The sequence below is a fragment of the Kitasatospora sp. NPDC049258 genome (genome assembly GCF_040678895.1).
Taxonomy (GTDB): Bacteria; Actinomycetota; Actinomycetes; order Streptomycetales; family Streptomycetaceae; genus Kitasatospora.
On the sequence record NZ_JBFAQT010000031.1, the window covers coordinates 13,280 to 27,479 of the forward strand.

12 protein-coding genes are annotated in these 14,200 nt (G+C 76.5%); 8 read left to right on the top strand and 4 right to left on the bottom strand.

What is annotated here, in order from left to right; translation table 11 throughout:
* Positions 1-4: 4 nt before the first annotated feature.
* A complete protein-coding gene (locus AB0K43_RS23530) occupies positions 5-1,174 on the bottom strand; it encodes a hypothetical protein (RefSeq protein ID WP_363642829.1) in 1,170 nt (389 codons plus the stop codon).
* A gap of 162 nt (positions 1,175-1,336) precedes the next feature.
* Here AB0K43_RS23530 and AB0K43_RS23535 point away from each other — a divergent pair, with 162 nt between their 5' ends.
* The 8 genes from AB0K43_RS23535 to AB0K43_RS23570 all read left to right on the top strand — a co-directional run bounded on the left by AB0K43_RS23535 (position 1,337) and on the right by AB0K43_RS23570 (position 11,022).
* On the top strand, positions 1,337-2,023 hold the full coding sequence (locus AB0K43_RS23535; RefSeq protein WP_363642831.1) for a hypothetical protein: 687 nt from the start codon (positions 1,337-1,339) through the stop codon (positions 2,021-2,023).
* A 125-nt stretch (positions 2,024-2,148) separates the two neighbouring features.
* Positions 2,149-2,382, top strand: coding sequence for a hypothetical protein (locus AB0K43_RS23540; RefSeq protein ID WP_363642833.1), 234 nt, complete (start codon positions 2,149-2,151; stop codon positions 2,380-2,382).
* An 80-nt stretch (positions 2,383-2,462) separates the two neighbouring features.
* Complete coding sequence (locus AB0K43_RS23545; RefSeq protein ID WP_363642915.1) at positions 2,463-4,655, top strand: heavy metal translocating P-type ATPase; 2,193 nt, start codon at positions 2,463-2,465, stop codon at positions 4,653-4,655.
* On the top strand, positions 4,652-5,143 hold the full coding sequence (locus tag AB0K43_RS23550; RefSeq protein WP_363642835.1) for a copper chaperone PCu(A)C: 492 nt from the start codon (positions 4,652-4,654) through the stop codon (positions 5,141-5,143). Before AB0K43_RS23545 ends, AB0K43_RS23550 begins: the two co-directional genes overlap by 4 nt.
* 157 nt (positions 5,144-5,300) lie before the next feature.
* Positions 5,301-6,665: an MFS transporter gene (locus tag AB0K43_RS23555; protein ID WP_363642837.1), complete on the top strand. Its 1,365-nt coding sequence runs from the start codon at positions 5,301-5,303 to the stop codon at positions 6,663-6,665.
* A gap of 84 nt (positions 6,666-6,749) precedes the next feature.
* Complete coding sequence (gene asnB, locus AB0K43_RS23560) at positions 6,750-8,588, top strand: asparagine synthase (glutamine-hydrolyzing) (RefSeq protein ID WP_363642839.1); 1,839 nt, start codon at positions 6,750-6,752, stop codon at positions 8,586-8,588.
* A 20-nt stretch (positions 8,589-8,608) separates the two neighbouring features.
* Complete coding sequence (locus AB0K43_RS23565; RefSeq protein ID WP_363642841.1) at positions 8,609-9,913, top strand: cytochrome P450; 1,305 nt, start codon at positions 8,609-8,611, stop codon at positions 9,911-9,913.
* Positions 9,914-10,080: 167 nt separating this feature from the next.
* Positions 10,081-11,022 carry an isocyanide synthase family protein gene (locus AB0K43_RS23570; protein ID WP_363642917.1) on the top strand — a complete coding sequence of 314 codons (942 nt, stop codon included), beginning with the start codon at positions 10,081-10,083 and terminating at the stop codon, positions 11,020-11,022.
* 42 nt (positions 11,023-11,064) lie between these two features.
* On the opposite strand, the gene AB0K43_RS23575 is transcribed toward AB0K43_RS23570, so the two are convergent.
* The 3 genes from AB0K43_RS23575 to AB0K43_RS23585 are packed head-to-tail and all read right to left on the bottom strand — an operon-like array spanning position 11,065 to position 14,051.
* Positions 11,065-11,895 (bottom strand): ABC transporter ATP-binding protein, encoded by an 831-nt coding sequence (locus tag AB0K43_RS23575; RefSeq protein WP_363642843.1) that lies wholly within the window; start codon positions 11,893-11,895, stop codon positions 11,065-11,067.
* On the bottom strand, positions 11,892-12,971 hold the full coding sequence (locus tag AB0K43_RS23580) for an iron ABC transporter permease (protein ID WP_363642845.1): 1,080 nt from the start codon (positions 12,969-12,971) through the stop codon (positions 11,892-11,894). Before AB0K43_RS23580 ends, AB0K43_RS23575 begins: the two co-directional genes overlap by 4 nt.
* Positions 12,972-14,051 carry an ABC transporter substrate-binding protein gene (locus AB0K43_RS23585; protein ID WP_363642847.1) on the bottom strand — a complete coding sequence of 360 codons (1,080 nt, stop codon included), beginning with the start codon at positions 14,049-14,051 and terminating at the stop codon, positions 12,972-12,974.
* Positions 14,052-14,200 lie beyond the last annotated feature (149 nt).

A 14,200-nucleotide genomic window follows, 5' to 3' on the forward strand; every position in this document is an offset into this window, starting at 1 on the left:
GTGATCAGGGCCGGCGGGCCGCGCCCGAGTCGGGGGACTGCCGGAGTGCGGAGACGTCCACCGCCTCGAAGTCGGCGCCGGTGAAGGCGCCGAGCCCGGCCAGGGCCCGGTTGTCCCAGCGGTCGTCCTGGGTGCCGCTGATGTACCAGGCGGAGCCGTTGTCCGCGACGATCGCGCCGTAGGTCTTCAACGCCTGGGCGACGGCCCGGGCCTGGGGCGGGAGGCCGGAGATGTCCGCCCCGGCCTTCAACCGCAGCCGCAGGCCCATCGGGGGCAGAGCGGAGTCGGTGCTGCTGCCGGCCTGGTGGCGGGCGGGCCACAGGGCGGCCTGCTGGCTGCGCGGGACGGTGATCCGCAGGGCGTGGTCGATCCGGCCGCCGGCCGCCTCCTCGTAGCGGGCCAGGCCCGGCAGGACGGGCAGACCCGCAGCGTCGGCCGAGGTCCAGCCGGCCGGGCGCAGCGCGTTCGACCGGAGGTCGAAGACGGCCCCCGAGCCGGCCCGCCAGGAGCCGCCGCCCTGCGGATGTGCGTCGTACAGCTCGTAGACCCGGCAGCCCGTCTTGTCCAGCGCGATGACGTGGCGGTCCCCGTCGGCGTTCGGCCCGCCCTCGACCAGGGCTCCCGCCGGGATCGGGTACGGGCCGCGGTCGCTCTCGTCGGCGTAGTCGAAGGTGATCTTCGCGCCGGGCGTCCCGGCCGGTACCACGGTGATCGGGATGCCGAACGGCGCGCCCTCCCAGGTGCCGGCACCGAAGTCGGCCTTGAGGTGCTTGTCCACGCCGATGGCGGCCACGTACGCGGCGGAGCGCGGTGCGGCCGGGAGCCGGTCGACGGGCGTGCGCCAGATGCTGTCGGCGGGGGCGACCGGGCAGCCGCCCAGGTCGGCGGCGCCCCCGGCGGCGGGGCTCGCCGTCGGTGCCGGGTCGGGGCCCGCCGGAGTGGTGGTGGCGGCGGTGGTGGAAGTGGTGGCTGCGGCGGCCGGGGCCGGTGCGGCGGCGGCCGGTGGGGCCGTGGCGGGCGCGGGGTCGGCCACGGGCTCCGGCGGGTGCTCCGGCGGCCTGGTCAGGACGACCGCCAGGCCGGCTGCCACGCACAGGGTGGCGGCGCCCGCCAGCAGCGGGCCGCGCCGGGGGGCGTGCGGACGGCGGTGCGGGTGTCGAGGTCGAGCGGGCACGTGCGAGCGCCTTTCGCCGGGGAGGTACCGGACGGGCGAGGGCCCCGTGGCGGCACCCGTGCAGTGAAATCGGCGCACCGCCGGGTGTCAAGCGCCCGGACCTCACGGCCCGTCAGGCCGCTGCCGGACGGGTCCGTGCGGCCGTGTCATGATGGGCCCGCCATGTGCCCGTCGACGCGGCTGCGCCTGCTGCGCGCCCTCCTGTTCTCCGGGGTCTGCACGACTCTCGGTGCCCTCGGGCATGCCATGGCCGGTGGCGGGCGGGCGCCGTGGGCGGCGGTGCTGACGGGCGGGGTACTGGCCTTCGGCGCCGCCCTGGCCGCCGCCGGGCGCGAGCGCGGGCCGCTGGCCGTCACGGCCGGGGTGCTGGCCTCGCAGCTCGGGCTGCACCTGTGGTTCGCCGCCTGGACACCGCCGACCGCCCCGACGGATCCGGCCCGGCTGCTGCTCGACCGGCTGCTCTGCCCGGCGGGGGCGCACCTGAGCGTCCCGGCCGAGCAGGTGCCCGAACTGCTGCGGGCGGCCGGCCTCGACCCCGACCGGCTCGGGCCGATCGCGATCGGCCACCACCCGTCGGACTGGCGGACCACGGCGGCCCACCTGCTCGCCGCGCTGGCCTGCGCCTGGTGGCTGCGGCGGGGTGAGGCCGTGTTCTTCCGGGTGCTGCCCGGCCTGCGCACGGCCGGCCGGCTGCGGCTGCCCGCGCTGCTGCTGGCCGCGGCCGGCCGCGGCCCGGTGCCGCCGCGGGCCGGGCGGACGGTGGAACGCGACCCGGCGCCGTACCGGCCGCCGCTGCTGCGGCACTCGCTGGCCGGCCGGGCCCCGCCGGTCCTCGCCCCGGCGGCCTGAGGCCCGCCGGCCCTCCTGGATCTCCCTTCTCCCCGTGCCGGACGGCGCCGGGCGCTGCTCGCGGCTGCCCCGGCACGGGTCCCTTCCGGCCGCCTGGGCGGCCGACTCCTTGCTGGAGAGTTCGAATGAGCGATACGAGGATCGAACGGTTCGGCCCCGCCCGGGTGCTGGCCGGCTTCGCGCTGCTGCTGGCCCTGGTGTTCGGGGTCTCCTACGGCCTGGGCAGTGTGGTGGGCCCGGTCGCTCCCGGCCTGGCTCCGGCCGGGCCCGGCCCCGGCGGCGACCCGGCCGACGACGGCCACGGTATGACGATGGGCGCGCCGGCCCCGTCCGAGGTCGCGCCGCAGGCGGCCCGGTGAACGGCGGCGTGGCCGGATCCGCGGCCCCGCGGGCGGCGGATCCCGACGAGTTGGTGACCACCGACCTGGTGGTGGACGGAATGACCTGCGGAGCGTGCGTGGCCCGGGTGGAGAAGCGGCTGACCCGGCTGCCGGGCGTGAGCGCCGGTGTCAACCTGGCCACCGGGCGGGCCCGGGTGGTGCACCCCGGTTCGGTCGGGCCCGAGCAGCTGGTGGCGGCCGTCGAGGCGGCCGGGTACCGGGCCGAGCTGCCGGCCGGCCCGGACCCGCGCCCGGCGCCGCACCAGGACCTGGTGCCCGCCTGGCAGTTGGCGGTGGTCGCGGCCCTGGCCGTACCCGTGATCCTGCTGGCGATGGTGCCCTGGCTCCAGTTCCGGGGCTGGCAGTGGGTCAGCGTGGCGCTCGCCGTGCCGGTGGTGACCTGGGGCTCGGCGGCCTTCCACCGGCGGGCCTGGCAGGGTCTGCGGCATGCCACCGGGACGATGGACAGCCTGGTCAGCCTCGGCGTGCTGGCGTCGGCCGGCTGGTCGGCGTACGCCCTGCTGTTCGGCGGCGCCGGCGAGTTGGGGATGCGGATGCCGTTCTCGCTGACCGCGCGGGCCGGTGAGGCGCACATCTACCTGGAGGCGGCGGTCGGGGTGCCGCTGTTCGTGCTGTGCGGGCGCTGGCTGGAGGGCAGGGTCCGGGACCGCACCGGGTCGGCGCTGCGGGCGCTGGCCGAACTCGGGGCCAAGGACGTCTGCGTGCTGGAGGGCGGCGCCGAGCGCCGGATCCCGGTCGAACAGCTGCTGCCCGGGCAGGAGTTCGTGGTCCGGCCGGGCGAGAAGGTGGCGACCGACGGGGTGGTGGTCGAGGGCGGCTCCGCGCTCGACCTGTCGCTGCTGACCGGCGAGAGCATGCCGGTCGAGGTCGGCCCGGGCGACCGGGTCTCGGGCGCCACCCTGAACGTCGGCGGCCGGCTGCTGGTCCGGGCCACCGAGGTCGGCCGGGACACCCGGCTCGCCCGGATCACCGCCCTGGTGGCCGAGGCCCAGACCGGCAAGGCGAAGGCCCAGCGGCTGGCCGACGCGGTCGCCGGCGTCTTCGTGCCGTGCGCGCTGGCGATCGCGGTCAGCGTGCTGGGCTTCTGGCTGGGGGCCGGGGCCGACCCGGCCGCCGCCATGACCGCGGCCGTCGCGGTGCTGGTGGTGGCCTGCCCGTGCGCGCTCGGCCTGGCGACCCCGACGGCGCTGCTGGCGGCCACCGGACGCGGCGCGGAACTGGGCGTCCTGGTCCGCGGGCCCGAGGTGCTGGAGAGCCTGCGGCGGATCGACACCGTGGTGCTGGACAAGACCGGCACGCTGACCAGCGGCCGGATGGAGCTGCTGGAGGCGGTGGCCGCGCCCGGCGCCGACCTGGACGTGGTGTTCCGGCGGGCCGGCGCGCTGGAGAGCCACTCCGAGCACCCGATCGGCCGGGCGGTCGCCGCGGCGGCCCGGCGCCGCTGCGGCGACGGCCTGCCGCCGGTGCACGGCTTCGCCGCCGAGACCGGCACCGGGGTGCGCGGCGAGGTGGAGGGTGTCGCGGTGCGGGTGGTGCGGACGAGCGCGGTCGCCGTGCTGCCGGCCGCCCTGGCCGGGGCGCTGGCACGGGCCGAGGCCGACGGCCGTACCGCGGTCGTGGTCGAACTGGCCGGGGTGCCGGCCGCGCTGCTGGTGGTCGGCGACAGCCTCCGACCGGGCAGCTACCGCACCGTCCACCGGCTGCGCGCTCTCGGTCTCACCCCGGTGCTGGCCACCGGTGACGGGCCGGGCGCCGCCCGGGCGGTGGCCGAGCACCTGGGCATCGCCGAGGTGCACTCCGGCGCCTCGCCCGAGCGCAAGGCCGAGCTGGTCGCCGAACTGCGCGCGGCCGGGCGGACGGTGGCGGTGGTCGGCGACGGGGTGAACGACGCGGTGGCGCTCGCCGGGGCGGACCTGGGGGTGGCGCTCGGCTCGGGCACCGATGCCGCGATCGGTGCCGCCGGGCTGACCCTGGCCGGCGGCGGGATCGAGTCGGTGGTGGACGCCGTCCTGCTGGCCCGCCGTACGCTCGCCACCGTCCGGGCCAACCTGTGCTGGGCCTTCGGCTACAACGTGGTGCTGATCCCGCTCGCCGCCCTCGGGCTGCTGAACCCGATGCTGGCGGGCCTGGCGATGTCGGCCAGCTCGGTGCTGGTGGTGGGCAACAGCCTGCGGCTGCGCACCTGGCGGCCCGGGCCGGGCCGCCCCACCCGGGCGGGGGCGGGCCGATGAGGATGCCCAGGGAGCGACTGGCACCGATCGGCGCCGCGGCCCTCACCCTGGTGGTCCTCGGCGGCTGGGTCGGCCTCGGCGGTGCGGGCCGGGCCCGGCCGGTGCGGGCCGCGCCCGGCTGGGTGCTGATCGGCACCGGTGCGAACCCGGCGGCCACCTCGGCCTTCTTCACCGTCCGCAACCCCGGCGACGTGCCCGACCGGCTGACCGGGGCGAGCACCTCGGTGGCCGAGCGGGTGACGCTCAGCCGGCACGTCCACCGGGGCGGCGGCGCCCGCCCGGCCGAAGCCGACGCGCTGACCGTCCCGGCGCGCGGCGAGCTGGCGATGGACCTGATGGGCGCGGACCTGGTGCTGGTCCGGCCGGAGCGGCTGACCGAGGGGCAGCGGGTGGAGTTCGTGCTGCACTTCCGGCGCGGCGGGGACCTCCGGGTGACGGCCGTCGCGGTGACCGCGCAGCAGCTCTCCGGCCTGCTCGCGGGAGGCTGAGCGGCCGATTCCGAGCGGTACCCGGAGTTCCGGAAGAAATCCGCCACCTGTTCGGAACTCTCCCGCCCCGGCGGACGACTGGTGGGACGGGTGCCGCGGATCCGCGGCACCCGTCACTACGGGGAGGGCGGTCCATGCCGACACGCGGCGGAGTGTCATGACCACCGAGCGGACCGCGCCCGCCCCCGCGGGGGCCCGGCTCGACCGGTGGCCGCTGGTGGGCCTGGCCGGCCTGCTCGCGTTCCTCGCGATGCTCGACCTGAACATCGTCACGGTGGCCGTGCCGAGCATCGCGGAGGGGCTCGACGTGCCGCCCGAGACCGCGCAGTGGGCCGGCCTCGGCTACCAACTGGCGGTCGTGGCCCTGCTGCTGCCGGCCGGGCGCTGGCTCGACGGCGGAGCGGTACGGCCCGCGCTGCTCGGCTCGCTGACCGGCTTCGCGCTCTGCTCCGCCGCGGCCGCCGGCGCACCCGGCGCGGGCTGGCTGATCGGTGCACGGATCGCCCAGGGCTGCTTCGCCGTGGTGCTGTTCGTGCTGATGCCGGTGCTGGCCGCCACCGCGGTACGGCCCGAACTGCGGGCCCGCGCGATGAGCGTGCCGGCCACCCTGGGCCCGCTCGGCGCCGTCACCGGCCCCGCCGTCGGCGGCCTGCTGCTCGACCACCTCGGCTGGCGCGCGGTCTTCCTGGTCAAACTGCCGCTCTGCCTGGTCGCGTTGGTGCTCGCGCACCGCCACCTGGTGCCCGGCGGCCGGCTGCACCGCCCCGACCGCCGGGCGCTGGCCGACGCCGCCCTGGTCGGCGCCGCCGTGGGCGCCGTCCTGCTGGCCCTCACCCTGGCGCCGGACAGCCCCGCCTGGCTGCTGCTCGTCCTGGCGGCCGGGCCGTGCGCGGCGCTCTGGCTGCGCGGCCCCGGCGGGCGCACGGTGGTGTCGGTGCTGCGCGACTCGGGCAGTTCGGCGGTCAACGCCGCCGTCCTGGCGATCGCCGCGGGCTTCGCCGCGATGCACTACCTGCTCTCCCTGCACCTGCAGCGCGAGGAGGGGGCAGGCGCCACCGCGACCGGCCTCACCGTGCTCGCCTTCCCGGCGGCCATGGGTCTGGCCGGACCGCTCGGCGGACGGCTCGCCGACCGCTTCGGCGCCCGCCCCACCGCGGCGGCGGGCGCCGCCCTCACCGCCCTCGGCCTGCTGCTGCTCGTCCCGCTCGGCGACACCTGGCCGACCGCCTCGATCGTCTGGCGCCTCGCCCTGGCCGGTCTCGGCATGGGCCTGTACGGCGGACCCGGACAGGCCCTGGTGATGTCCTGCGCCCCGCCCGGCCGGCTGGCCACCGCGGGCTCCACCGTCCAGCTCGCCCGCTCGCTGGGCTTCGCGCTCGGGCCGGCGCTGGCCACGGCCGTCTGGGGGCTGGCCGGGCGCGGCGAGGGCGGCGTGCACGCCGGCCTGGCCGCAGCCGCGCTGACCGGCTGCCTCGCCGTGCCGCTGCTGGCACTCGGCGGCAGAAGACCCGCCGGCCGCTGAGTTCCCCCGCCGAACTCCTCCGCCCCTCCCGCCCCGCCCCTCCCCGCTCCCCGTCCGCCTTCCCCCGCAGAAGGGAACCTCCGCATGTGCGGAATCACCGGCTGGGTGTCCTTCCACCAGGACCTCACCCCCCAGGCCGCCGTCATCGAGGCGATGACCGCCACCCTGGCCCGCCGCGGCCCCGACGCCGGCGGCTGCTGGCTCGCCCCGCACGCGGCGCTCGGCCACCGCCGGCTGGCCGTGATCGACCCGGCCGGCGGCGTCCAGCCGATGGCCGACCGACCGGAGCAGCCGACCGCCGTCCTCAGCTACAGCGGCGAGGTCTACAACCACCACCAGCTGCGCGCCGAACTCCGGCGCCTCGGACACGAGTTCCGCACCCGTAGCGACACCGAGACGGTGCTGCGCGGCTACCTGCAGTGGGGCGAGTCGGTGGTCGACCGGCTGGAGGGGATGTACGCCTTCGCGATCTGGGACGCCCACCGCGAGCGGCTGCTGCTGGTCCGCGACCGGCTCGGCGTCAAGCCGCTGTACTGGGCCGAGGTCGACGGCGGGCTGGTCTTCGGCTCGGAGCCCAAGGCCCTGTTCGCCCACCCCGAGGTCACCCCGCGGGTCGACGCCGACGGGCTGCGCGAGGCCTACAGCCTGCTCTTCAACACCGGCCCCACGCTCTGGGCGGGGGTCCGCGAACTCCCGCCCGGCGGCCTGCTCACCCTCGACCGCGCCGGCCTGCGCGAGCAGCTGTACTGGCAGCTGACCGCGCGGCCGCACACCGACGGCCGCGAGGCCACCGTGGAGCGGGTCCGCTCGCTGGTCAACCGGACCGCCCGGGCCCAGCTGGAGGCCGACGTCCCGCTCTGCAGCCTGCTCTCCGGCGGCATCGACTCCACCGTGATCACCGCCCTGGCCGCCGACGAACTACGGCTCTCCGAGGGCCCCGGCGCCCGGCTGCGCTCGTACGCCGTCGACTACAGCGACCAGGCCGAGCAGTTCACCGGCGACGTGCTGCGCACCGGCCACGACACCCCGTTCGCCGCCGAGGCCGGCGCGTACATCGGCACCGACCACGCCACGGTGGTGCTCGACCCGCGCCGCCTGCTCGACCCGGAACACCGCCGCGCCGTGGTGGAGTGCCGGGACTCGCCGATCGGCGTCGGCGACATGGACACCTCGCTCTACCTGCTGTTCGGCCGGATCCGCGAGCACTCCACGGTGGCGCTCTCCGGCGAGGCGGCGGACGAGATCTTCGCCGGCTACCCCTGGTTCCACACCCCGAAGGCCGTGCAGGCGCAGACCTTCCCCTGGCTGCTGGTCACCGGCGACGAGGCCGCGATGCCGCTCAACCCCGATCTCGCCGCCACCCTGCGGATCGCCGAGTTCCGCGCGGACACCTACCGGGACGCGCTGGCCGCCGTCCCGCACCTGCCCGGCGAGAGCCCGACCGAGCACCGCCAACGCGAGCTCCAGCACCTCTCGCTGACCCGCTGGCTGCGCCAACTCCTGCACCGCAAGGACAGGTTGAGCATGGCTCAGGGCCTGGAGGTGCGCGTCCCGTACTGCGACCACCGGCTGGTCGAGTACGCCTTCAACACCCCCTGGGCACTGAAGAGCTTCGACGGCCGGGAGAAGAGCCTGCTGCGCGCCGCCGCCACCGGCCTCGCCCCCGACTCCGTGCTGCGGCGGCCGAAGAACCACTACCCGGCCACCCACCACCCCGACTACAACAGCGGCCTGCAGGCGATGGCCCGCGACGCGCTGGACGCCCACCACGGCCGGGTCCGCGAGATCGCCGACGAGAGCGTCGTCAAGGCCACCCTGGACACCCCGCCGGACCGGCTCACCTGGGGCCACCGGCTGCGCCTGGAGCGCGTGGTCGACCTCGCCCTGTGGCTCGACCACCACAACCCCCACCTGACGTTCTGACCCCTTCGGGAGCCACAGTCATGATCGACCCCACCGTGCCGACGGGCGGCTGCCCGTACGGCCATGACACCCCGCCGACCCCCGGCGCCGAACCGTCCGCCGTATCGGCCGAGCCCGTGCCGCTGTTCGGCCGGGAGTACAAGCGCGACCCCTACCCGCTCTACCGCGAGCTGCGCGAGGCCGGCCCGGTGCACCGGGTGCGCTTCCCCAGCGGCATCGCCGCCTGGCTGGTCACCGGCTACCAGGCCGCCCACCGCACCCTCAACGACCCCCGGCTCGGCAAGAACCACCGCCTGGGCAACGAGGGTTGGCGCCGACTGGCGTCGATCATGCCCGAGCCGCAGCACTCCCAGCTCCAGGTGCACCTGCTGCACCAGGACCCGCCCAAGCACACCGACATGCGCCGGCTCGTCCTGGACGGCTTCGCCCCGCGCCGGATCGAGGAGCTGCGCCCGCGCTTCCAGGCGATCGCCGACGCGCTGGTGGACGCGCTGCCCGCCACCGGTGGCGCCGACCTGGTGCAGGGCTTCGCGGCCCACTACCCCTTCCGGGTACTGGCCGAAGTCATCGGCCTGCCTGCGGAGTTGGCCGGCCGGTTCGACCGTGACTGGGGCAAGGTGGTGCAGCCCGTCGGCCCCCGGGACCCGGGCCGGCCCGCCTACGAGGGCCGGCTGCGCGGACTCCAGACCTACATCGCCGACGTGGTCGCCCACAAGCGGGCCGAGCCCGCGGAGGACCTGCTCGGCCGGCTGGTGGCCGCCCAGGACGACGGGCGGCTCGGCAAGGAGGAGCTGGATTCGATGATCTTCCAGCTGCTGGTCGCCGGCCAGGAGCCCGTGACCAACCAGATCAGCACCATGCTGATCACCCTGCTGCGCCACCCCGAGCAGCTCGCCCGGCTGCGCGACGAGCCCGCGCTGCTGCCCCGGGCGGTCGAGGAACTCCTGCGTCACGACAGCTCGTTCGAGCTGACCACCTGGCGCTTCTTCGCCGAGGACAGCGACCTGTACGGGACCAGGATCCCGGCCGGCGACTCGGTGATCGTCTCGCTCTGCGCGGCCAACCGGGATCCGGAGCAGTTCCCCGCGGCCGATGCCCTGGACTTCGACCGCTCACCCAACCCCCACCTGGCCTTCGGCCACGGGATCCACTTCTGCCCCGGGGCCGCGCTGGCCCGTGCCGAGCTCCAGATCGCGCTCGGCACCCTGCTCGCCCGGCTGCCCGGGCTGCGGCCCGCGGTCGAGGACCACGAACTCTCCTGGATCCCGGCCGTGCTGGCCCGGGGTGTCGACCGGCTGCCAATCCACTACGACCGCCGCGGCTGACCGGCCGACCAGCTGACCGGCCGACCAGCTGACCGGCTGACCGGCTGACCGACCCGCCGACCTGCGGCCCGCCCGCCCACCCGTCCGTCTCCCGCGCCCGGCGCTCCCGCGCCGAGGCGCCCTCCCGCCATGCCCTCGTGGAGGACCGCATGCCGTCCAGTGCCGCCATGGCCGCACTCCCGACCACCCACCCCGCGGTCGAGCGGGTCAGCGTCGAGATCCTCGACCTGCTGATCCCGCACCGCCGGGCCGTTGATCCGGACCGACCCGCTCCGGCCGAGGCCTTCCCGGTGCAGCTGCGGCAGATTGCCGCCTTCGTCGCGGCCGGCGAGCCGGTGCTGCTCACCCTGCCCGGCTTCCCCTGCAAATCACCCAACACCCGCAAGGTGCTCGGCCATCTGCCCGACGAGGGCGAGCGGTTGGCGCTCGGCTTCCTGAACCGGCTGTGCCGGCGGATCGCCGAGGTGTACTCGCCCGGTGCCCGGATCCTGATCTGCTCGGACGGCCATGTCTTCGGCGACCTGATCCGGGTGCCCGACGAGCACATCGACGCCTACTCCGACGAACTCACCGCGATGATCCGCCGCGCGGGCCTGCACCACCTGGCCACCTTCGACCTGCGCCAGGTGCTCGGCGACCTGCCGCACCAGGACAAGCGCGCGCTGGTGCACGCCCGGTACGCGCCCACCCTGGAGGAGTTGCGCGCCGAGGTGCGCTCCGACCAGGAGACCAACGGGCTCTACCGGGGCATCACCCGCTTCCTGGTGGACGACACGGCCGACTTCGGCGGCACCGGGTCGGCGCTCCAGCGCGAGTGCCGCCGCCGGGCGTACGGGGTGATCCAGCGCAGCCGCGCCTGGGGCGCGCTGATCGCCGAGCGGTACCCCGACGCCGTGCGGCTGTCCATCCACCCGCAGCCGGTCGGCGCCGCCAAGTTCGGCATCCGGCTGCTCGACCACCGCGACGTCTGGGCCACCCCCTGGCACGCCGTCGTCCTGCACCGGGCCGACGGTGAGTGGGAGTTGATGCACCGCGCGCAGGCCGAGCGGCTCGGCGCCCTGGTCCACCGCGAGGGGCGGCCCAGCCACTTCGAGGCGGCCGGGGGGTAGCGCGCGTGGGGGCGGGGCCCGGCGGCGCCCGCCCCCCACGGCTCACCGCTCGACGGCGGCGGCGCCCCGGGCGGGCCCAGGGTCGGGGTCGGGGTCGCGGTCGGCCGGGCCGCGGTGGTCGAAGGCGATCAGCGGATCGCCGGTGAGCGGATGGTCCACCACCGCCGCCCGGACCCCGAACACCGTGGCGAGCAGCTCCGGGGTCAGCACCTCGCGCGGCGGCCCGGAGGCCACCAGCGCGCCCGCGTGCAGCACGTGCAGCCGGTCGCAGACCGAGGCGGCCGCGTTCAGGTCGTGCAGCGCCACCAGGGTGGTGCGGCCCTGGGCGCGGAGCAGGGCGAGCAGCTCCACCTGGTGCCGGACGTCCAGGTGGTTGGTCGGTTCGTCCAGGACCAGCACGTCCGGCTCCTGGGCCAGCGCCCTGGCCAGCAGCGCCCGTTGCCGCTCCCCACCGGAGAGCTGGGCGAACGGGCGGTGCGCGTGCTCCAGCAGGCCGACCCGGGCCAGGGCCGCGGTCACCGCCGCCCGGTCCGCGGCACTCCGGGCGGCGAACGCGCGCTGGTACGGGAGCCGGCCGAGCTCCACCACCTGGCCGACCGTCAGCTCGAAGTCCCCGCCGCGCTCCTGCGGCAGCGCCGCGACGTGCCGGGCGGACTCGGCGGGGGAGTACCCGACGAGGTCCCGGCCGTCCAGCAGCACCCGCCCGGCGCGCGGCGCCAGGTGCCGGTAGACGGTGCGCAGCAGGGAGGACTTGCCGCTGCCGTTCGGGCCGACCAGGCCGGCGATCTCGCCCTTCTCGGCGACCAGGTGAACGCCGGCCACCACGGTGCGCCCGGCCAGGGCGACGTGCAGGTCTTCCAGGGCGATCCTCAACTGCGCTCCAGTCGTCGGTCCAGCAGGTAGAGCAGGGCGGGCGCGCCGATCAGCGCGGTGACCACGCCGATCGGCAGCTCCTGGGTGTCCAGGGCGGTGCGGGCCACGGTGTCGACCACCACCAGCAGGACGGCGCCGGTGAGCGCGGACAGCGGCAGCAGCCGGCGGTGGTCGCCGCCGCACAGCAGCCGGCAGACGTGCGGCACCATCAGCCCGACGAAGCCGATCGCGCCCGAGACCGCCACCAGCACACCGGTCAGCACGCTGGTGACGACGAAGAGTTCGCGGCGCAGCCGGGCGACCGGCACCCCGACACTGGCCGCGGTCTCGTCGCCCACCAGCAGCGCGTTCAGGCCGCGGGCCCGGGCGAGCAGCGCGACCAGCCCGAGCAGGACGGCCGCCGCGGGGACGGCGAGCCCGCTCCAGGTGGCGCCGCCCAGGCTGCCCATCAGCCAGAACAGCACGCCGCGGGTCTGCCGCTCGTCCCCGGCCCGGAGCACCAGGTAGCTGGTGAAGCCGGCCAGGAACTGGCCGATCCCCACGCCGGCCAGCACCAGCCGCAGGGGGGAGAAGCCTCCGCCGCGCCGGGCCATCGCCCAGACCAGGGCGAAGGCGCCCAGCGCGCCGAGGAAGGCGGCCGCGGAGATGCCGAGGCCGGCCAGGGCGCCGCCGGTCGTCCCGAGCACGATGACGGCGACCGCGCCGAGCGAGGCGCCGGAGGAGATGCCCAGCAGGTACGGGTCGGCGAGCGGGTTGCGGACCAGGGCCTGGACGGCGGCGCCGACCAGGCCGAGCCCAGCGCCGACCAGAGCGGCCAGCAGCGCGCGCGGGACGCGCAGTTGCCAGACGATCAGATCCCTGGTGCCGGGCAGCGGCGGGCGCCCGGTGAGCCGGCGGGCGACCACCGACCAGACCTCGGCCGGCGGCAGGTCCACCGAGCCGAGCGAGACCGCCGCGGTGAGCGCGCCGACCAGGGCGATGCCGAGCCCGGCGGCGGCCCAGCCGGCCGGGATCCGGCGGGAGCGGTGCCCGGGGCCGGCCTGCGGGGCATGGTGCGGGGCGGTGGTGGCGGCCATTCAGCTGCCGCTTCCGACCAGCTCGGGGTGGAGCGCGGCGGCGATCCGCCGCACGGTGTCGGCGTTGCGGGTGCCGGCGATGGTGGTGACCTCGGAGCCGATCCGCAGCAGGTGGCCCTGCTGGACGGCGGCCAGGCCCTTGATGGCGGGGAACTCGCGCAGGAACCGCTCCGCCTCGTCGTACGCCTTGGTGTTCTCCGCCTCGCTGCCGCGGTCGCGGACCGCCAGCTGGATCCAGTCCGGGTTCCTGGCCACCACGTCCTCCCAGCCGACCGGCCTGAAGTCGGCGTCGCAGTCGGCGAAGACGTTGCGCGCACCGGCCAGGGCCATCACCGCGTTGCCCACCTGGCGGTTGCAGAGCGCCACCGGCTGCTTGGTGCCGGCGTCGAAGTCGAAGAAGAAGTAGCCGGGCCGGCGGTCGGCGGGCAGGCCCCCCAGGGCCGTGCCGACGGCCTTGGTCCTGGCGTCCATCGCGGCCACCAGCTCGGCGGCCTTGGGTGAGGTGCCGGTGACGGCGCCGAGCCGGCGGATGTCCTGCTCGACCTCGGCGAGGTCGGTCCGCGGGCCCTTGGCGGTGGCCGCGCAGGCGGTGGAGAGCAGGAAGACGTGCCTGATCCCGGCGGCCGTGAACTCCGCCTCGGTGGGGGCGTCGCCGGCGCCACCCATCAGGTCCATCGCGCCGAAGGCGTCGACGTAGGTGTCCGCGCCCGAGCCGAGCAGCTTCTCCCTGGCGATCCCCGTCTCGCCGAGCACGGGCACCTTGGCGCCCTGGGCGGCGATCGCGGGCGGCAGGGTGCCGGGGCCGGGCGGGAAGCCGGTGCCGATCACCCGGTCGCCGGCGCCGAGCTGGAGCAGCATCTCCAGCGCGGAGCCGTTGCTGGTGACGATCCGGGCGGCCGGGCCGGCGAACGCGGTCTCGTGGCCCGTACAGTCGGCGATCTTGACGGGGAAGGCGGTCGCCCCGGCGCCGGTCGCCTCGGGTGCGGGCCCGCTGCCGCTGCCGCCCCCGTCGGTCGAGCAGGCGGTGGTGGCGAGCAGCGCGGCGGCTGCCGCGAGGCCGCGCAGGACGCGAGAACGCATGGGGACTCTCCTGATCTCCGGGAAGGACGGGGCCGTTGCAGTGGCCCCGGGACCAGGTAGTCGTTGGGATCGGGGGAGGAGTTCCCGGCGGGTCGAAACGGTGCCGCAGTGCTGTCCTGGTGGAGCGGCCGCCGGGGCACGATGGGGCG